This window comes from Hydrogenophaga sp. FG152, from assembly GCF_057809615.1.
Genome location: NZ_JBMDKH010000027.1, coordinates 28,869 through 48,855, shown reverse-complemented (window position 1 = coordinate 48,855; position 19,987 = coordinate 28,869). Strand labels below are relative to the sequence as shown.

Genomic DNA, 19,987 nt, shown 5'->3' with positions numbered 1-19,987 from the left:
GGGTCGCTGCCCCCCAAGGGGGCTGATCCGGCTTGGGGCGGCCCGGCGCCGGATCCATGGCCCCCACGCTCCGCCGCTGCGCGGGTCGCTGCCCCCCAAGGGGGCTGATCCGGCTTGGGGCGGCCCGGCGCCGGATCGTGCGCCCACGTCGACGAAACCCGCCATCCGGCGGGTTTTTTCATGGCCGCTCAGCTGCCCCGGTAGGTGGAGTAACTCCAGGGACTCACCAGCAACGGCACGTGGTAATGCTGGTCGGTGTGCGCCACGCCGAAGTCCAGCGACACGCGGTTGAGGAAATTGGGCTCGGGCAGCTTCACGCCCTTGGCCGCGAAATACCCCGTCACATCGAACACCAGCCGGTAGGTGCCCACCTTCAGGCTGGCGTTGTCGTACAGCGGCCCGTCCGGGTTGCGCCCGTCCGCGTTCAGCGTGAAGCGTTTGACGAGCGTCGCCTTGTCGCCCTCGGTGGTGTGCAGTTCCACCACCATGCCAGCGGCGGGGCAACCGTGCATCGTGTCCAGAACGTGTGTGCTCAATCCCATGGTGTGCTGTCCTTGCAGTGTTTGATGGTCGACCGAAAGTGTATACACTTTTTGTTTTTCTGGATATGATGCGCCGCATGGAAACCTCCAGCACCCTGCACATCGTCGAGTCGCTCACGCGGGCCATCGTGGAGCACCGGTTGCACCCGGGCACCAAACTGGCCGAGCAGAAGCTGGCCGACCACTTCGGCGTCTCTCGCACCCTGGTGCGCCAGGCCCTGTTCCAGCTCTCGCAGAACCGGCTGATCCGGCTCGAACCGGCGCGCGGGGCTTTCGTGGCCACGCCCTCGGTGCAGGAGGCGCAGCAGGTGTTCGCCGTGCGCCGCATGCTCGAGGTGGAGATGACGCGCGCCTTCGTGAAGACCGTGACCAACGCCAAGATCAAGGCGCTGCGCGAACACGTGGCGCAGGAAAAGATGGCCGTCAACAACGAGGACGTGGCCGGCCGCACCGAGCTGCTGGGCGACTTCCACGTGCGCATGGCCGAGCTCATGGGCAACCAGGTGCTGGCCGAGCTGCTGCGCGAACTCATCTCGCGGTGCGCCCTGATCACGCTCATGTACCAGAGCAACCAGGCCGCCGAACACTCGAACGACGAACACGCCGACATCGTCAAGGCCCTGGCCGCGCGCGACGAGGAACTGGCGGTGCGCCTGATGAACGAACACCTGCTGCACGTGGAGGAAAACCTGACCTTCGACCGCAAGCTGCCGACCAACGACATCTCCATGGCCTTGTCATGACGCTTTACGACTCCACGCGCGACTACCCGCGCGACCTGGCCGGCCACGGCCGCGATGTGCCCCATGCCCGCTGGCCCAACGGCGCGCGCATCGCCGTCCAGTTCGTGCTGAACTACGAAGAAGGCGGCGAGAACAGCGTGCTGCATGGCGACGACGCGTCCGAGCAGTTCCTGTCCGAGATGTTCAATCCCGCGGCCTACCCCGCGCGCCACATCAGCATGGAAGGCATCTACGAATACGGCTCGCGCGCCGGCGTCTGGCGCATCCTGCGCGAGTTCGAGCGGCGCGGCCTGCCGCTCACCGTGTTCGGCGTGGCCACCGCCCTGCAGCGCAGCCCCGACGTGACCGCCGCCTTCAAGGAACTGGGTTACGACATCGCCTGCCACGGCCTCAAGTGGATCCACTACCAGAACGTGGACGAGGCCACCGAGCGCGCCCACATGGCGCAGGCCATGCAGCTCATCGAACGCCTCACCGGCAGCCGGCCCCTGGGCTGGTACACCGGGCGCGACAGCCCCAACACGCGCCGCCTGGTGGCCGACTACGGCGGCTTCGAATACGACAGCGACTACTACGGCGACGACCTGCCGTTCTGGATGAAGGTGCGCAAGACCGACGGCAGCGACGCGCACCAGCTCATCGTGCCCTACACACTGGACTGCAACGACATGCGTTTCGCGCTGCCGCAAGGTTATTCCCACGCCGACCCGTTCTTCCAGTACATGAAGGACACCTTCGACGCGCTCTACGCCGAAGGCGACCCCGACGGCCTGGACCGGCCCAAGATGATGAGCATCGGCATGCACTGCCGCCTGCTCGGCCGGCCCGGCCGAATCACCGCGCTGCAACGTTTCCTGGACCACATCCAGCGACACGACAAGGTCTGGGTCGCGCGGCGCCTGGACATCGCGCGCCACTGGACAGCCACCCACCCCTTGACGCCCCCTGAACATGCCGCCTGAGGCCGCCCCCATGCCCATCACCCTGGAACAACTGAACCGAGCGCCGCTGGCCGAAGCCACGCAGATACTCGACGGCCTCTACGAACACTCGCCCTGGATCGCGGAACAGGCGCTGGCCCAACGCCCCTTCGCCTCGCTGGCCGCGCTCAAGCACGCCATGGTGACCGTGCTCAACCAGGCCGGCCGGGAGCCGCAGCTCGCGCTGATCCGCGCCCACCCGGAACTCGCGGGCAAGGCCATGGTGGCCAAGTCGCTCACCGCCGAATCCACCAACGAGCAGACCAAGGCGGGCCTGACGAACTGCACGCCCGAGGAATTCGCGCACATCCAGCAGCTCAACGCGCAATACAACGCGAAGTTCGGCTTCCCCTTCATCCTCGCGGTGCGAGGCCCGCGCGGCGCCGGCCTGAACAAGCGCGAGATCATCGCCACCTTCGAGCGCCGCCTGGGCCACCCGGTGGACTTCGAGCGCGCCGAGTGCCTGCGCAACATCCACCGCATCGCCGAGATCCGCCTGAACGACAAGTTCGGCTTCGAGCCCGCCGTCGGCAACCGGGTGTGGGACTGGCACGAAGATCTCGCGCGCCACAGCGACCCCGGCTTCGCCGAACACGGCCAGCTCACCGTCACCTACCTGACCGACGCGCACCGCGCCTGCGCCGCCGACATCGCCGCCCGCATGCGCGAGTGCGGCTTCGACGAGGTGCACATCGACGCCGTGGGCAACGTGGTCGGCCGCTACCACGCTGCCAGCGAGGTGGGTTTCGCCGCCGGGCCGCCCCAAGGCGAAACCAGCCCCCCCGGGGGGCAGCGACCCGCGCAGCGGCGGAGCGTGGGGGCCATGACCCTGCTCACCGGCAGCCACTACGACACCGTGCGCAACGGCGGCAAGTACGACGGCCGCCTGGGCATCTTCGTGCCCATGGCCTGCGTGCAGCAGTTGCACGCCGCCGGCCGGCGCCTGCCCTTCGCCTTCGAGGTGGTGGGTTTCGCCGAAGAGGAAGGCCAGCGCTACAAGGCCACCTTCCTGGGTTCGGGCGCACTCACCGGCCACTTCAACCCCGCCTGGCTCGACCAGCAGGACGCCGAAGGCGTGAGCATGCGCGACGCCATGCGGCACGCCGGCCTGCCCGCCACGCTGGAAGCCATCGCAGCGCTGCAGCGCGACCCGTCGAAGTATCTCGGCTTCGTGGAGGTGCACATCGAACAGGGACCGGTGCTCAACGAGATGGACCTGCCGCTGGCCGTGGTCACCTCCATCAACGCCAGCGTGCGCTACCTCTGCGAAGCCATCGGCATGGCCAGCCACGCCGGCACCACGCCCATGGACCGCCGGCGCGACGCCGCCAGCGCCGTGGCCGAACTCGCGCTCTACGCCGAACAGCGCGCCGCCGCCGACGGCGACTCGGTCGCCACCATCGGCATGCTGCAGGTGCCCGGCGGATCGATCAACGTGGTGCCCGGCCGCTGCCTGTTCTCGCTCGACCTGCGCGCGCCCAGCAACGAACAGCGCGATGCGCTGGAGCGCGACATCCTCGCCCAGTTGCGCAGCATCTGCGAGCGCCGCGGCATCGGCCTGAAGACCGAAGAAACCATGCGCGCGGCGGCCGCGCCCAGCGCACCCGCCTGGCAGGCCCGCTGGGAGAAAGCCGTGGCCGCCCTGGGCGTGCCACTGCACCGCATGCCCAGCGGTGCCGGACACGACGCCATGAAGCTGCACGAGGTGATGCCGCAGGCCATGCTCTTCGTGCGCGGCCTCAACAGCGGCATCAGCCACAACCCGCTGGAGTCCACCACCAGCGACGACATGGAACTGGGCGTGAACGCCTTCTCGCACCTGCTCGACCAACTCGCCACCGAACACCCGAACTGAACGCCATCATGACCACCGAACAACAACTGGATGCCTGGATCGACGCCCACTTCGACGAGGAGGTTCGCTTCCTGCAGGAACTCGTGCGCGTGCCCACCGACACGCCACCGGGCAACAACGCGCCGCATGCCGAGCGCACCGCCGAGCTGCTGGGCGCGATGGGACTGAAGGCCGAGAAGCACGCGGTGCCCGCCAGCGAGGTGGAAGCCGCCGGCCTGCAGAGCATCACCAACCTGATCGTGCGCCGCCCCTACGGGCCGGGCAAAACCATCGCGCTCAACGCCCACGGCGACGTGGTGCCGCCCGGCGAAGGCTGGACGCACGACCCCTACGGCGGCGAGGTGGTGGACGGCAGGATCTACGGTCGCGCCACGGCCGTGAGCAAAAGCGACATCGCCAGCTTCACCTTCGCGATCCGCGCCCTCGAATCGCTGAATGCCAAGCTCGCCGGTGGCGTGGAACTGCACGTGACTTACGACGAGGAATACGGCGGCGAAGTCGGCCCAGACTGGCTGCTGAAGAAAGGCCTCACCAAGCCGGACCTGATGATCGCCGCCGGTTTCAGCTACCAGGTGGTGGTGGCCCACAACGGCTGCCTGCAGCTGGAGGTGACGGTGCATGGCGACATGGCGCACGCCGCCATTCCCGACAGCGGCACCGATGCGCTGCAGGGCGCGACCCACATCCTCAACGCGCTGTACGCGCTCAACGCCGACTACCTCAAGGTCACCTCCCAGGTGGAAGGCATCACCCATCCCTACCTCAACGTGGGCCAGATCAGCGGCGGCACCAACACCAACGTGATTCCCGGCAAGGTGGTGCTCAAGGTGGACCGCCGCATGATCCCCGAGGAAGACCCGGCCGAGGTGGAAGCGTCCCTGCGCCGCACCATCGAACAGGCCACGGCCAGCTTCCAGCCGCCGCGCGGTGGCCGCGAGCTCAAGGTGGACGTGCGCCGCATCCTGCTCGCGCGCGCCATGAAGCCGCTGCCCGGCAACCAGCCGCTGGTGCAGGCGATCCAGAAGCACGGCCAGGCCGTGTTCGGCGAAACCATCCCCGCTGTGGGCACGCCGCTCTACACCGACGTGCGCCTGTACGTGGAGCGCGGCATCCCCGGCGTGATCTACGGCGCGGGCCCGCGCACGGTGCGCGAATCCAACGCCAAGCGCGCCGACGAGCACCTGCAGCTCGACGACCTCAAGCGCGCCACCAAGGTGATCGCGCGCACCCTGTTCGAGCTGCTGAAATCCACCTGAACCATCCATGAAACACCGCGCCCGGCGCGGTCTTGAGGGCTTGAACGCGTGACACAATGAACCCGCATTCAAGCTATCTGGAGACAACATGACCCCTGCTGAACAAGCCCTGCGCGACGCCGCGTTCGAGTACCACCGCACGCCCTCGCGCGGCAAGATCGCCGTCACCCCGACCAAACCCCTGTCCAACCAGCGCGACCTGTCGCTGGCCTACTCCCCCGGTGTGGCCTACCCCTGCCTGGCCATCGAGGCGGACCCGACGATGGCGGCCGAGTACACCTCGCGCGGCAACCTCGTGGGCGTGGTCACCAACGGCACGGCCGTGCTCGGCCTGGGCGACATCGGCCCGCTGGCCGCCAAGCCGGTGATGGAAGGCAAGGGCTGCCTGTTCAAGAAGTTCGCCGGCATCGACGTGTTCGACATCGAGCTCGACGAGAAAGACCCGGACAAGCTGGTCGAGATCATCGCCTCGCTCGAACCCACGCTGGGTGGCATCAACCTTGAGGACATCAAGGCGCCCGAGTGCTTCTACATCGAGAAGAAGCTGCGCGAGCGCATGGGCATCCCGGTGTTCCACGACGACCAGCACGGCACAGCCATCATCTCGGCCGCCGCCCTGATCAACGGCCTGGAGCTGGTGGGCAAGGACATCGGCTCGGTCAAGCTCGCCGTCAGCGGCGCGGGCGCCGCCGCCATCGCCTGCCTGGACGTGATGGTGGGCCTGGGCGTGGCGCGCGACAACATCTTCGTCTGCGACTCCAAGGGCGTGGTCTACGAAGGCCGGCCCGGTGGCTACGACGAGTCGAAAGCGCGCTACGCGCAGAAGACCGACAAGCGCACGCTGGCCGACGCGGTCGACGGCGCCGACGTGTTCCTGGGCTGCTCGGCTCCGGGCGTGCTCACGGCCGAGATGATGAAGACCATGGGCCCCAAGCCCATCGTGCTCGCCCTGGCCAACCCCGAGCCGGAGATCCGGCCCGAGCTGGCCAAGGCCGTGCGGCCGGACTGCATCATCGCCACCGGCCGCAGCGACTACCCGAACCAGGTCAACAACGTCTTGTGCTTCCCGTACATCTTCCGCGGCGCGCTCGACTGCGGCGCCACGCGCATCACCGAAGAAATGAAGCTGGCCTGCGTGCGCCAGATCGCCGAGCTCGTGAAGAGCGAGACCAGCGAAGAAGTGGCCAACGCCTACGCCGGCCAGGACCTGAGCTTCGGCCCGGACTACATCATCCCCAAGCCGTTCGATTCGCGCCTGATCCTGCGCATCGCGCCGGCCGTGGCGCAGGCCGCCGCCGATTCCGGCGTGGCCACGCGGCCCATCACCGACATGGACGCCTACCGCCAGCAGCTGGGCCGTTTCGTGTACCAGACCGGCATCCTGATGCAGCCGATCTTCAACGCGGCCAAGGCCCTGCCGAAGAAGCAGCGCGTGGCGTATGCCGATGGTGAGGACGAGCGCGCGCTGCGCGCGGCGCAGATGGCGATCGACGACCAGCTCGCGCTGCCCATCCTGATCGGGCGCCCGGCGGTGATCGAGGCTCGCATTGCCAAGGCCGGCCTGCGCATGAAACTCGGACAGGATGTGCAGAACGTCAACCCGGAAGACGATCCGCGCTTCCGCCAGTACTGGGAGCACTACCACCAGATCATGGGCCGCCACGGCGCGACGCCCGAGGTCGCCAAGGCCGCCGTGCGCCGGTCCAACACCATCATCGGTTCGCTGATGCTGTCGCTGGGTGACGCGGATGCGCTCATCTGCGGTCTGGTCGGCGGTTTCATGACGCACCTGGAGCGCATCGACAACGTGCTGGGCCGCCGCCAGGGCGCGGGCCTGTACGCCTCGGTCAACGCGCTGATGACGAACCGGGGCCCGGTGTTCATTGCCGACACGTACGTCAACGAGACGCCCTGCGCCGAGGAGTTGGCCGAGATCGCGTGGATGGCCGCGCAGGAAGTGCAGCGTTTCGGGCTGCCGCCCAAGGTGGCTTTCCTGTCGCACTCCAGCTATGGTTCGAGCAAGCGCGCTTCCGCTCGCAAGATGGCCGATGCGCGCGACCTGTTCGTGGCTGCGCATCCCGAGATCGAGTGCGACGGCGAGTTGCACGGGGACGCCGCGCTGCAGCCCGAGATCCGCGCCGCCTACCTGGCGGAGACCACGCTGACGGGATCGGCGAACCTGCTGATCTGCCCGAACCTGGATGCGGCCAACATCCTCTACAACGTGATGAAGACGACCACCAGCGGCGGTGTGACCGTCGGCCCCATCCTCATGGGCGCGGCGGGCACGGTGCACATCCTCACGCCGGCGGCCACGGTGCGGCGGGTGCTCAACATGACGGCCCTGGCTGCCGCCAGCGGTGTTGCGAAGAACTGAGTCTTCTTTTTGCCTTTGCTGGAAGGGACGCCGCTGGCGTCCCTTTTTTTGTGCCCACACCTCGCGGGCCCAGGGATGCCCGGCGCTCTGCTCCGCGGGTGTCCCCCGCCCCGGCTTCGCCGGGGCTCCTCCTTTACCCCGCTGCGCAGAACGCCGGGCATCCCTGGGCCGAAGTGATGAAGGCACACCCACCCTCGGTCTTTCAAACACGAGCGCCTGGAGGTCGTTGGTGACGAGGGGGTGTGGCGCAGCGACGTAAAGGAGGAGGGCCGGCGAAGCCGGTCCGGGGGACAGTCGCGAAGCCATGCCCCCTCGGCGCCGGCGACCGGTGCAACGGCGCAGCAGCCCACCCGTGAAACAAGCCAGCCGCCGATCAGAAATCGGGTTTCCCCTAGGCCGGTCCAAATCTGACAGTACACATAATCTGTATACAGTTTTGCATGCATTGAAGCCAAACCACGCCCCTCAAGGAGACCCCATGTCCACCTCCGTCCACCCGGTCGATGAAGTCCTGCCCCCCGGCAAACTCACCGCGCTCGGCCTGCAGCACGTGCTCGTGATGTACGCCGGCGCCGTCGCCGTCCCCCTCATCGTGGGCCGCGCGCTCAAGCTCAGCCCCGAACAGGTGGCCATGCTCATCTCGGCCGACCTCTTCTGCTGCGGCCTCGTCACCCTGATCCAGGCCCTGGGCGCCACCCAATGGTTCGGCATCAAGCTGCCCGTGATGATGGGCGTCACCTTCGCCTCCGTCGCCCCCATGGTCGCCATGGCCAACACCAACCCCGGCATCCAGGGCGCAGGCCTCATCTTCGGCTCCATCATCGGCGCGGGCATCGTCTCCATCCTCATTGCGCCCATCGTCAGCCGCATGCTGCGCTTCTTCCCGCCGGTGGTCACCGGCACCATCATCGCGGTCATCGGCATCAGCCTCATGCGCGTGGGCATCAACTGGATCTTCGGCAATCCCGTCGGCGCCACCAGCCCCTTCGTCCCCAACACCGAACACATCACCTGGCTGCACACCGTCAACGAGGCCACCGCCAAAGGCCTGGTGCCTGACATGCCCAAAGGCCTGTCCATCGCCAGCAGCGTGCCCAACCCCGCCTACGCACAGCCCGCGCACATCGCCATCGCCGCCATCGTGCTGGCCGCCATCCTGCTCATCGCCAAGTACGCCAAAGGCTTCATCGCCAACATCTCGGTGCTGCTGGGCATCGTCGTCGGCGCCACGGTCGCCGCCGCCACCGGCCTCATGACCTTCGAGAAAGTCAAACACGCCAACTGGTTCGACCTGGTGCTCCCGTTCGAGATCGCCATGCCCATCTTCGACCCCATCCTCATCCTCACCATGAGCCTGGTCATGATCGTGGTGATGATCGAGTCCACCGGCATGTTCCTCGCCCTGGGCGACATGACCGATCGCAAGATCGACCAGAAGGCGCTGACCGCCGGCCTGCGCACCGACGGCCTGGGCACCCTCATCGGCGGCATCTTCAACACCTTCCCTTACACCAGCTTCTCGCAGAACGTGGGCCTGGTCGGCGTCACCGGCGTCAAGAGCCGCTTCGTCTGCGTGGCCGGCGGCGTCATCCTCATCGTGCTGGGCCTGCTGCCCAAGATGGCGGCCCTGGTCGAGTCCCTGCCCACCTTCGTGCTGGGCGGCGCGGGCCTGGTGATGTTCGGCATGGTCGCCGCCACCGGCATCCGCATCCTGGCCGGCGTGGACTACAAGGGCAACCGCAACAACCTCTTCATCGTGGCGGTGTCCATCGGCTTCGGCATGATCCCGCTGGTCGCGCCCAACTTCAAGATGTGGATGCCCCACGCCATCCACCCGCTGATCGAATCCGGCATTCTGCTGGCCTCGATCAGCGCCGTCGCGCTCAACCTGTACTTCAACGGCAGCCGGGGCGACACCAGCGCCGCCATCGAAGCCGCCAAACACGCCGAGGCGCACTGAACAACGGCTTGCCTTCTTTTCGAGCAGGCCCCTCCGGGGGCCTTTTTCATGCGCGAACCACGCCCGGACATGGTGCAAGCCCCGATGTGGTGCGCACCATTCAGGGTTAGTCTCGATGACGCACCGAACGTCTCGAACAAGAATCTGTATACAAATTCTGTGCTCAAAAGGCGCCCCGGCGCCTTTTTGCCGCCCATGCTTTGCTGGCACCTTTATTGCTGATGACAAGGCATGTCCGGGTGACAGCTGAGCACCCCCCTGCAACCCCGCCCATCACAGGAGAACCCATGAACAAGCGCCACCTCATCAAGATCACCGCTGCCCTGGCCGCGGCCGCCGCCTTCGGCAGCAGCGCCCATGCGCAGACGCCGATCAAGTTCCAGCTCGACTGGCGTTTCGAGGGTCCTGCCGCGCTGTTCCTGCAACCCGCCGCCAAGGGCTACTTCAAGGCCGCCGGCCTGGACGTGACGATCGACTCCGGCAACGGCTCGGGCGGCACCGTCACCCGCGTGGCCTCGGGCAGCTACGACCTGGGCTTCGCCGACCTGGCCGCGCTGATGGAATTCCACGCCAACAACCCGGAAGCGCCGAACAAGCCGGTGGCCGTGATGATGGTCTACAACAACACGCCGGCCGCGGTGCTCGCGCTCAAGAAGAGCGGCATCACCAAGCCCGCGGACCTCAACGGCAAGAAGCTCGGTGCCCCGGTGTTCGACGCCGGCCGCAAGGCCTACCCGATCTTCCAGAAAGCCAACAACCTCACCAGCGCGAACTGGACCTCGATGGACCCGCCGCTGCGCGAAACCATGCTGGTGCGCGGCGACATCGACGCCATCACGGGCTTCTCGTTCACCTCGCTGCTCAACCTCGAAGCGCGCGGCGTGAAGACCGAGGACGTGGTCATCATGCCCTACGCCGATTACGGCGTGAAGCTGTACGGCAACGTGATCATTGCCTCGCCCAAGATCATCAAGGAGAACCCGGCCGCCGTGAAAGCCTTCCTGAGCGCCTTCGCCAAGGGCGCCAAAGAAGTCATGGCCAACCCGGCCGCCAGCATCGAGACCGTGAAGGCGCGCGACGGCATCATCAACGTGCCGCTGGAAACCCGCCGCCTGGTGCTGGCCATCGACTCCGTGGTCGCCAGCCCCGACGCGCGCAAGGAAGGCTTCGGCCAGGTCAACCCCGGCCGCCTCGCGCTGATGGCCTCCCAGGTGTCGGACGCCTACGGCACCAAGACCCGCATCGACCCGGCCACGATCTGGAACGGCTCCATGCTGCCCTCGGCCGCCGAACTCAACGTGCTGCCCCCCGCCAAGAAGTAAGAACAGCCACCGGCCGCCAGCCCGCGGCCCCGGCCAGCCACCCCACGGCGGCTGGCCTTTTTTTCAGGAAGACGACCCCATGCAAGACCCCTCCAGCGACCAGCCCTTCGTCGATTTCGACCAGGTCTGGCTGGCCTACAACGAAGACCTGCTGGCCCAGAACGTCTTCGCGGTGGAAGACATCAACCTCAAGGTCAAGCGCGGCGAGTTCATCGCCATCGTCGGCCCCTCGGGTTGCGGCAAGTCCACCTTCATGAAGCTCACCACCGGGCTCAAGATGCCCAGCATGGGCAGGATCCGCATCGACGGCCAGCCCGTCACCGGTCCGCTGAAGATTTCGGGCATGGCCTTTCAGGCGCCCTCGCTGCTGCCCTGGCGCACCACGCTGGACAACGTGCTGCTGCCGCTCGAAATCGTCGAGCCCTACCGCAGCCAGTTCAAGGACCGGCGCAAGGAATACGAGGAACGCGCGAAGAAGCTGCTGGCCAGCGTGGGTCTGGGCGGCATGGAGAAAAAGTTTCCGTGGGAGCTCTCGGGCGGCATGCAGCAGCGCGCCAGCATCTGCCGCGCGCTGATCCACGAGCCCAAGATGCTGCTGCTCGACGAGCCCTTCGGCGCGCTCGACGCCTTCACCCGCGAGGAACTCTGGTGCACGCTGCGCGACCTGTGGGAAGCGCAGCGTTTCAACGTCATCCTGGTCACGCACGACCTGCGCGAATCGGTCTTCCTGGCCGACACGGTGTACTGCATGAGCCGCAGCCCGGGCCGCTTCGTGGTGCAGCGTGAGATCCCCATCCCACGCACGCGCGACCTCGAGGTGACCTACACCAAGGAGTTCTCCGACATCGTGCTCGAACTGCGCGGCCACATCGGCGCCATGCGCAAGGCCGGCACCGTCATCAACCAATAAGGAAGCGGGAGTCAAGAAACATGCAACAAAAACACCTGGAGCGATGGTCTCCGTTCCTGCTGCTGCTGGCCATCGTCATCCTCTGGGAAATCATCACCCGGGGTTTCGGTGTCTCGGAATTCATCTTCCCGAGCCCTTCGCGCATCTGGGAACAGACGCTGGAGCACAAGGTCACCATCCTGGGCCACGCCTGGCGCACCTATTGGGTGACCATGGCCGGTTTCGGCATCGCCATCGTGGTCGGTGTGCTGCTGGGCTTCCTCATCGGCAGCTCGCGCCTGGCGTATGCGGCGGTCTATCCGCTGATGACGGCATTCAACGCCCTGCCCAAGGCGGCCTTCGTGCCGATCCTGGTGGTGTGGTTCGGCATCGGCGTGGGCCCGGCCATTCTCACGGCCTTCCTGATTTCGTTCTTCCCGATCATGGTGAACATCGCCACCGGCCTGGCCACGCTGGAGCCTGAGCTGGAAGACGTGTTGCGCGTGCTGGGCGCCAAGCGCTGGGACGTGTTGACCAAGGTCGGCCTGCCGCGCTCGATGCCGTATTTCTTCGGTTCGCTGAAGGTGGCGATCACGCTGGCCTTCGTGGGGACGACGGTGTCGGAGATGACGGCGTCGAACGAGGGCATTGGCTATCTGCTGATCTCGGCGGGTTCGTCGATGCAGATGGGTCTGGCCTTCAGCGGTCTGCTGGTGGTGGGGGTGATGGCGATGGCGATGTACGAGCTGTTCAGTTTCATCGAGAAGCACACCACGGGTTGGGCGCACCGCGGCTCGCAGAGCGCATGAACCCGGAGCAGGTGGCGAAGCACCTGCTCCGCGCCAACGAGGTGGCGCGCCGGGCCGCCGGCATGGGCCGGCACCCGTTCGGTGCGCTGCTGGTGGCGCCGGATGGCGAGACGGTGTTGGCCGAGCAGGGCAACATCGATACGGTGAACCACGCGGAGTCGACGCTGGCCCGTGTGGCGGCCGACAACTATCCCGGTGAGTACCTGGCGCGCTGCACCCTGGTGACGACGTTCGAGCCTTGTGCCATGTGCACGGGCACGCTGTACTGGGCCAACATCGGGCGCGTGGTGTATGGGGCGAGTGAAGAGGCCTTGCTGGCGTTGACCGGCAGTCACGAGGAGAACCCCACGTTGTCCTTGCCTTGCCGGGAGGTTCTTGCGCGGGGGCAGAAGGCCATCGAGGTCATCGGTCCTGTGCCCTCGCTGGAGGCCGAGATGCTGGAGCCCCATCAGGGGTTCTGGGCTTCTCGCTGATTCTTCTCCGGCCGACGGCGGCCATCGACAAGGGGGAACGGCTCCGCGGATGTCCCCCGGGCGGCTCCGCCGCCCTCCTCCTTTACTCCGCTGCGCCGTTCCCCCTTGCCGCTGGCCTACAGGCATTCGGACTGTTTCTTTGTCAACGCTGCTTCGGTCTCGTGAGTGGGTAGCGCTCTGCGCAGCGGGGTAAAGGAGGAGAACCGGCGAAGCCGGTTCGGGGGACACCCGCGGAGCAGAGCGGTACCCGCTCACGAGACCCGCGAGGTGAAACGAACAAAATCAGCGATGCACCTCCACCTCCCCAGCAGAGGACAACAGGGCCATCAACCGACGCCGAATCAGAATCCCGGGCCGATCGGAGTCCATCGAATACTCGACCCCACGCCGCCGCAGATCCACCACCGCATCCGGGTCGGTGGATTCGAGGATGTCCTTGTCCTCCCGCGTGATCTCGTCGTCGAAATCGATCAGCATCTGCGCCGGGCAATCCGCCTCCGTGTCGTTGCGGAACAGCCATTGGCACAACTGCATGCGCCCGTCGTCGATCGGCGTGAACGCATTGATGATCACGTGGCGCACCCCGCTCGGGTACTCGATGTCCAGCCGGCGCGAAAACGGCTGGTAATAGGCGTTGCGCATGTGCCGCTGCGTGATCGGGTCCTTCACCCCGCTGATGCGCTGGAATTTCTCCGGGTTCACCGCGTCGATCACCGTCTCGGCATAAAAACCCACCTCGTTCTCCACCAGCTCGTACTTGCTCGGCGCCGGCGAGGCCGCCACACCGAAGGTCGCGCGGTGCACGAAACTGAAGTGCGAGTTGTCGAACGAATTCTCCAGCGCGCGCACCGGGCTCGTGTGCCAGGTCTCGTAGAACTGGAAGATCGTGCGCCAGCCCTCCGCCTCGAACTCCGGGAACACGGGAATCTCCGCCACCGGGTCCTCCAGCGCGACCCAGGCATAGCCATAACGCGCCGTGCAGTGGTACGCCGGGGTGGCGTAGTCCTTGGGAATCTCGCGCTCCGCCGGGTACTGCGGAATCTGGATCACGCGGCCCATCCGGTTGTAGACCCAGCCGTGGTAACCGCACTGGATATTCCCGTTCTTGCACCAGCCCTTGCTTAGCTTCGCGGTGCGGTGGCAGCAGCGGTCCTTCAGCGCGGCCGGCTCGCCATGCTCGTCGAGAAAGAGAACGATGTTTTCGCCCAGCAGGGTGAAAGGCTTGGGGCCGTCGGCCAACATCGTCAGCGGCATGACGGCGTGCCAGTAACGGCGAAAGACGGGCTGTTGGGTGACCAGCATGGTGAAAGCGCTCCTGAAAGAAATGGCTTGAGGGGTGGTTCTCAAGAGCAATTTCCCGCCCCGTATCGCAACGCATTGCACGGGGTTGAACGCTTCTACTCTGGCCCTGCATGCTAGCAAAAGACAGGCCACACCGGGCTGGCATGCCTCGTGCATACCGGCACCTCGCAGAGTAGAAGCGTTCAGCGGGTGAGCCCCACACCACCCGCCCGGAAATTGCTCTTGTACGTCTCCCGTGGCCGCACCAACGGCCTGCGGGAGTGGAACAAGCCCACCCTCCGGAGCCTTGCCATGCAACGCCGTCACTTCCTCGCTTCCTCTTCCGCCGCCGCCGTCTCGGCCCTCGCCGCACCCGCCGTCTGGGGCCAGGCCGCCCCAAGACTCACCCCCATCAAGTTCACGCTGGACTTCCGCATCACCGGCCAGACCTCGCCCTTCTTCCTCGCCCAGAGCAAGGGCTACTACAAGGACGAAGGCCTGGACGTGGGCATCGACGTGGGCTCCGGCTCCGTCGCCTCCATCACGCGCATCGCCAGCGGCGTCTACCAGATGGGCCTGGGCGACATCAGCTCGCTGATCGAATTCCAGGCCACACAGACCGGCACCCCCGTGGTGCAGGCCGTGTACCAGTACTACAACCGCGCACCATTTGCGATCATCGGCCGCAAGGACCGCGGCATCACCACCGACTTCCGCAGCCTCGAAGGCAAGAAGATCGCGGCCGCCGCCGTCGAGTCCACGCGCCGCGCCTGGCCCATGGTGGCGCGCAAGCTGCGCGTGAAGAGCGACCTCTTCCAGTGGTCCACCACCGACTTCGCCTCGCGCGACAACGTGGTCGTGCGCGGCGACGTGGACGGCGCCACCTACTTCCACGACTCGGCCGTCTCGCTGTTCGCGCGCATGAAGCTCGACGAGCTTTCCATCCTCGAATACACCAGCGCCGGTGTGAACCTGTACGGCAACGCCATCCTCGCGAGCAACGCCATGATCACGCAGAACCCTGCCGCCGTGGCCGGCTTCCTGCGCGCCACCAACCGCGCCATCCAGGAAAGCATGAGCGACCCGGCCGCCGCGATCGCGGCCACCAAGCTGCGAGAACCCATCCTCAACGAAGCCGTCGAACTCGAGCGCTGGCGCATCACGCAGCGCTACATCGCCGCCGCCGACACGCGCAGCCACGGCCTGGGCGACGTGTTCAAGCGCACGCTGGAACAACAGGTGGACGAGGTCGTCGACGTGTTCGGCCTCAAGGCCCGCCCCGGCGTGGAAGGCGTGTTCAACCGCGCCATGCTGCCGGCCGCTGGTGAACGCGCGCTCAAGGCATGACCACCGCAGCCACCCTGAACGAACGCGACGGCGCCTACCTGCGCCAGGCCATCGGCTGGGCGCGCGTGGCGCGCGAGCGCGGCAACCGCCCCTTCGGCGCGGTGGTGGTCGCCGACGACGGCCGCGTGCTCGCCGAGGCCTGGTGCAACACCGGCGAGACCGGCGACTGCACCGGCCACGCCGAGACCAACGCGGTGCGCCAGCTCAGCCCGGTGGTGGACCGAGAAACCCTCTCGCGCGCCACGCTCTATTCCTCGGCCGAACCCTGCGTGATGTGCGCGGGCGCGATCTTCTGGAGCAACATCGGGCGCGTGGTGTTCGGCATCGATGCGGTGAGCCTGCGCGTGTTCCGAGGCGAACGCGCCGAGCAGCGCGATGCCGAGCTGTCCTGCCGCGATGTGTTCGCAGCCTCGCCGCACCGCATCGAGTGCATCGGCCCCTCGCTGCTGGACGAAGCCAGCGAGCCGCACCGGGGCTTCTGGAAAACCTGAGCGCACCGGAGCGCCCCGTAAACTCCCCGCATGCCCTGGCACGCCCAACTCGACCTCCACTACCGCCGCGACGACGCCCAGCGCACCGTGCTGCAGCACGCCCACACCGGGCCGCTGCGGATTCTCAAGAGCCTGTACCCCGAGGGCGAGGGCATCTGCCACAACGTGGTGGTGCACCCGCCCGGCGGGCTGGTGGGCGGCGACGTGCTGAACCTGCGCGTGCACGCGGGCGCCCAGGCGCACGGCCTGCTCTCCACGCCGGGTGCCACGCGCTTCTACCGCTCGGACGGCCCGGCCGCCACGCAGCAGGTCGCGCTCACGCTGGAAGCCGGCGCGCGGCTCGAATGGCTGCCGCTCGAAGCCATCGCCTACCCGGGCTGCCTGGCGCAGAACACGCTGCGCGCCACGCTGGCCGAAGAGGCCGAGCTGATCGGCTGGGACGTGTGCGCCCTCGGCCTGCCCACCGCCGGCCAGCCGTTCGATCGCGGCAGCCTCACCCAGCACCTGGAGATCCCGGGCCTGTGGCTGGAGCGCTCGCACATCGACGCGGCCGACACCCGCCTGCTTGAATCGCCCCTGGGCCTGGCCGGCCAGCGCTGCGTGGGCACGCTGTGGCTGGCCTGCGGCAGCCCACTTGCGCGCGAGCGGCGCGAGCACCTGCTGGAGGCCGTGCGCGCGCACCTGGACGGCGACCTCCAGAGCGTGCAGGCCGGCGCCACCTGCCCCAACCCGCAGATGCTCGTGCTGCGCGCGGTGGCGCCGCTGGTAGAACCCTTGATGGCGCTGTTCCAGCGCGTCTGGGGCGGGCTGCGCACCGAGGCCTGGGGCCTGTCGGCGGTGCCGCCACGCATCTGGCGCGTCTGACCCGCCCCAGGCTGGGGCGGCGACCGTTCGTCCGCTGCCCGAAAAGCACCGGAATCGCCACCCTCTTTTCCCCCTCATGGTGCGTGGCGCTGGGCAGAATCCAGACATTGCCCCCTTTGCGTCCGCTCATGCCTTCCGCACCCAACCAGCTCCACGACGCCCATGCGCTCGTGATCGAGGGCAACCTGCAATCGCGCTCCATCCTCGTCGCCCAGTTGCGCGACCTGGGCGTGGGCACGGTCGTGCAGTGCTCGCGCCTGACCGAAGGGCGCCGCAAGCTGGAGATGGCGAGCTTCGACGTGGTGATCTGCGAACAGCGTTTCGAGCGCGAGTCCGGCTCTGGCCAGGACCTGCTGGACGACCTGCGGCGCAACCAGCTGCTGCCCTTCCACACCGTGTTCGTGATGCTCACGGCCGAGGCCTCCTACGCCAGCGTGGCCGAGGCCGCCGAGTCGGCGCTGGACGCCTACCTGCTCAAACCCCACACCGCCTCGCGCCTGGCCCACAGCATCGTGCAGGCGCGCGTGCGCAAGCAGTCGCTGCAGGACATCTTCAGCGCCATCGACGCGCAGGACTTCGAGCGCGCCGCCAACCTGTGCCAGATCCGCTTCGAGTCGCGCCAGTCCTACTGGCTTTACGCCGCGCGCATCGGCGCTGAGCTCATGCTGCGCGGCGGCCGCGTGGACGAGGCCCAGACCCTGTACCAGGCCGTGATCGAGGCCAAGACCCTGCCATGGGCACGCCTGGGCGTGGCGCGGGCCCAGCTGGAAAATGGCCAGCCGGCCAAGGCCGTGACCACCCTGGAGAGCCTGATCCGCGACGACGACGCCTACGCGGACGCCTACGACGTGATGGGCCGCGCGCAGTTCGAACTGGGCAACTTCCAGAGCGCGCTCACCACCTACGAGATGGCCACGCGCCTCACGCCCTCATCCATCAGCCGCCTGCTCAAGCACGGCATGCTGGCCTACTACACCGGCGAGCGCAGCGAAGGCGTGGAGCTGCTCGACCGCGCCACGCGCCTGGGCCTGGACTCCAAGATGTACGACGCGCAAGCCCTGCTGCTGCTGGCCTTCGCCCGGCTCGACAACAACGACGCACGCGGCCTGCAGCGCACGGTGGACCAGCTCACCCGGCTGCGCGACCGCAGCCACGCGCCCGCACGGCCGCACCGCCTGCTGGCCATGGCCGAGAGCCTGCTCGCGCTGCAGCAGCAGAACACCACGCGCGCCGTCGACGACGTGCGCCGACTGAGCGACAGCGTGCTCACGCCCGACTTCGATTTCGAATCCGCCTGCAACCTGCTCGCCCTGATGGGCCGGCTCGCGATGCGCTCCCTGCCCATGCAGGACGCCGAAGGCGCGGTGGACCGGCTCGCGCTGCGTTTCGGCACCAGCCGCGCCATGACCGAGCTGCTGGCCTGCGCGGCCGGCGGCGACACCCCGCACGCTGAGCGCGTCCGCGCCGCCCACGGCCAGGTGCTGCGCATCTCGCAGGATGCCATGGCCCTGAGCCTCAAGGGCGACCCGCAGGGCACGGTGCAACAGCTGCTCGAAGCCGGTGAACGCACCGGCAACGCCAAGCTGATCGAGTCGGCGCACCAGGTGCTGCAGCGTTACAGCGAGCGCATGGACAGCTACCCGGCGCTGCAGGAGCGCGTGGAGGCGCTGCGCGCGCTCTACCGCACCACCGCCCCCATCACCCGCCTGGGCGAGCACACCAGCAGCGGCCAGACCCCGCCGGGCGGCGTCTCGCTGTCGGGCGGCTACAAGCCGCCCAGCCCCGAAAGCCTGACCGGCACCACCGCCCAGCCCGCCGCCTGAGCGCGCCTCAGAGCTCGCAGAACAGGCGCACCACCTGTTCGCGGAACCAGCGGTTGTCCGGGTCGCTCTCGAAGCGGTGGCTCCAGTGCAATGAGACGGTGAAGTTGCAGTCCACGAACGGCGGCTGCACCATCACGCAACCGCCCGAGGCCACAAAGCCGCGCGCGATGTTGCCCGGCATCACCACGCAGAGGTCGGTCGCGCTCACGATCGAGGGCAGCACCATGAAGTGCTCGGTGGTCAGGCGCAGGCGGTCCTGCAGGCCGGTCTGCTCCAGGATGCGCAGCGTGTCGCTGTGCGAGCGCACACCCACGAACTCCAGCTTCTGCAAGGCCTTGAGCTGCGCCGCCCCTTTCAGGCGCTTCAAGGGCGCATGCATGGGATGGCCCGCGCGCATCAGCACCACATAGCGGTCGCGCAGCAGCTCGGTGCGCTGCGTGTCCTTCACCAGCGGCAGGAAACCGAAGGCGAAATCGATCACCCCGGTGTCCAGCGCATCGGCCAGCTGCGCATGCGCCACCGGGCGGCTGGCCACGCGCACGCCGGGCGCGAGTTGTTGCAGGCTGACCATGAGCTCGGGCAGGAAGCGGTTCTCGCCGATGTCGCTCATGTGCAGGCGGAACAGCCGGCGCGAACGCTGCGGGTCGAAGCCAGTGGACTCGTTGATCGCCTGCTCGACGATGGCCAGCGCGTTCTGCACCGCGCCCGCCAGGCGTTCGGCTCGCGGCGTCGGCTTCACGCCGCCGGGCGTGCGCACGAAGAGCGCGTCCTCCAGCAACAGCCGCAGGCGGCCCAGTCCGTGGCTCGCGGCCGGCTGGGTCAGGCCCACCTGCTCGGCGGCGCGGCTCACGCTGCCGGCGCGGTAGATCGCGGCGAACAGGCGCAGCAGGTTCAGGTCAATGTCGTTGATATGCATGGCATTGATATTCGATATCCCCTTGATCTTATTGCCGAATATGTCACAGACCGTGAAAC

At 67.4% G+C, this 19,987-nt stretch carries 17 protein-coding genes; 14 read left to right on the top strand and 3 right to left on the bottom strand.

The features are described 5' to 3' along the window. Positions 1-188: 188 nt before the first annotated feature. The gene (gene uraH, locus ACODTB_RS24330; RefSeq protein ID WP_291121102.1) at positions 189-542 is read right to left on the bottom strand and encodes a hydroxyisourate hydrolase; all 354 of its coding nucleotides are present in this window, start codon (positions 540-542) and stop codon (positions 189-191) included. 68 nt (positions 543-610) lie between these two features. Here uraH and ACODTB_RS24325 point away from each other — a divergent pair, with 68 nt between their 5' ends. The 10 genes from ACODTB_RS24325 to ACODTB_RS24280 all read left to right on the top strand — a co-directional run bounded on the left by ACODTB_RS24325 (position 611) and on the right by ACODTB_RS24280 (position 13,206). Then, the gene (locus ACODTB_RS24325; RefSeq protein ID WP_291121100.1) at positions 611-1,285 is read left to right on the top strand and encodes a GntR family transcriptional regulator; all 675 of its coding nucleotides are present in this window, start codon (positions 611-613) and stop codon (positions 1,283-1,285) included. Continuing rightward, a complete protein-coding gene (puuE, locus tag ACODTB_RS24320; protein WP_291121098.1) occupies positions 1,282-2,247 on the top strand; it encodes an allantoinase PuuE in 966 nt (321 codons plus the stop codon). The genes ACODTB_RS24325 and puuE overlap by 4 nt, the downstream gene beginning before the upstream one ends. A gap of 10 nt (positions 2,248-2,257) precedes the next feature. After that, complete coding sequence (gene uraD / locus ACODTB_RS24315; RefSeq protein WP_291121096.1) at positions 2,258-4,120, top strand: 2-oxo-4-hydroxy-4-carboxy-5-ureidoimidazoline decarboxylase; 1,863 nt, start codon at positions 2,258-2,260, stop codon at positions 4,118-4,120. Between the two features lie 8 nt (positions 4,121-4,128). Then, positions 4,129-5,376, top strand: coding sequence for a M20 family metallopeptidase (locus tag ACODTB_RS24310; protein WP_291121094.1), 1,248 nt, complete (start codon positions 4,129-4,131; stop codon positions 5,374-5,376). 88 nt (positions 5,377-5,464) lie between these two features. Further along, on the top strand, positions 5,465-7,753 hold the full coding sequence (locus tag ACODTB_RS24305) for an NADP-dependent malic enzyme (RefSeq protein ID WP_291121093.1): 2,289 nt from the start codon (positions 5,465-5,467) through the stop codon (positions 7,751-7,753). 478 nt (positions 7,754-8,231) lie between these two features. Continuing rightward, on the top strand, positions 8,232-9,713 hold the full coding sequence (locus ACODTB_RS24300) for a nucleobase:cation symporter-2 family protein (protein WP_291120847.1): 1,482 nt from the start codon (positions 8,232-8,234) through the stop codon (positions 9,711-9,713). Between the two features lie 287 nt (positions 9,714-10,000). Then, a complete protein-coding gene (locus ACODTB_RS24295) occupies positions 10,001-11,035 on the top strand; it encodes an ABC transporter substrate-binding protein (RefSeq protein ID WP_291120845.1) in 1,035 nt (344 codons plus the stop codon). 79 nt (positions 11,036-11,114) lie between these two features. Continuing rightward, a complete protein-coding gene (locus tag ACODTB_RS24290; protein WP_291120843.1) occupies positions 11,115-11,945 on the top strand; it encodes an ABC transporter ATP-binding protein in 831 nt (276 codons plus the stop codon). A 20-nt stretch (positions 11,946-11,965) separates the two neighbouring features. Next, the gene (locus ACODTB_RS24285) at positions 11,966-12,733 is read left to right on the top strand and encodes an ABC transporter permease (RefSeq protein WP_291120841.1); all 768 of its coding nucleotides are present in this window, start codon (positions 11,966-11,968) and stop codon (positions 12,731-12,733) included. After that, positions 12,730-13,206 carry a nucleoside deaminase gene (locus ACODTB_RS24280; protein ID WP_291120839.1) on the top strand — a complete coding sequence of 159 codons (477 nt, stop codon included), beginning with the start codon at positions 12,730-12,732 and terminating at the stop codon, positions 13,204-13,206. Before ACODTB_RS24285 ends, ACODTB_RS24280 begins: the two co-directional genes overlap by 4 nt. 282 nt (positions 13,207-13,488) lie before the next feature. Here the strand turns inward: ACODTB_RS24280 and ACODTB_RS24275 are convergent, their stop codons facing one another. Further along, the gene (locus tag ACODTB_RS24275) at positions 13,489-14,508 is read right to left on the bottom strand and encodes an aromatic ring-hydroxylating dioxygenase subunit alpha (protein WP_291120837.1); all 1,020 of its coding nucleotides are present in this window, start codon (positions 14,506-14,508) and stop codon (positions 13,489-13,491) included. A 291-nt stretch (positions 14,509-14,799) separates the two neighbouring features. Between ACODTB_RS24275 and ACODTB_RS24270 the strand changes: the two genes are divergently transcribed. From ACODTB_RS24270 to ACODTB_RS24255, 4 genes are all read left to right on the top strand, one after another. Further along, complete coding sequence (locus tag ACODTB_RS24270; RefSeq protein ID WP_291120836.1) at positions 14,800-15,834, top strand: ABC transporter substrate-binding protein; 1,035 nt, start codon at positions 14,800-14,802, stop codon at positions 15,832-15,834. Then, a complete protein-coding gene (locus tag ACODTB_RS24265; RefSeq protein ID WP_291120834.1) occupies positions 15,831-16,325 on the top strand; it encodes a nucleoside deaminase in 495 nt (164 codons plus the stop codon). The genes ACODTB_RS24270 and ACODTB_RS24265 overlap by 4 nt, the downstream gene beginning before the upstream one ends. Before the next feature lie 30 nt (positions 16,326-16,355). Next, complete coding sequence (locus tag ACODTB_RS24260; RefSeq protein WP_291120832.1) at positions 16,356-17,189, top strand: urease accessory protein UreD; 834 nt, start codon at positions 16,356-16,358, stop codon at positions 17,187-17,189. A gap of 128 nt (positions 17,190-17,317) precedes the next feature. Further along, positions 17,318-19,012: a tetratricopeptide repeat protein gene (locus tag ACODTB_RS24255; RefSeq protein ID WP_291120830.1), complete on the top strand. Its 1,695-nt coding sequence runs from the start codon at positions 17,318-17,320 to the stop codon at positions 19,010-19,012. 7 nt (positions 19,013-19,019) lie between these two features. Here the strand turns inward: ACODTB_RS24255 and ACODTB_RS24250 are convergent, their stop codons facing one another. Beyond that, positions 19,020-19,928 (bottom strand): LysR family transcriptional regulator, encoded by a 909-nt coding sequence (locus ACODTB_RS24250; RefSeq protein ID WP_291120828.1) that lies wholly within the window; start codon positions 19,926-19,928, stop codon positions 19,020-19,022. Positions 19,929-19,987 lie beyond the last annotated feature (59 nt).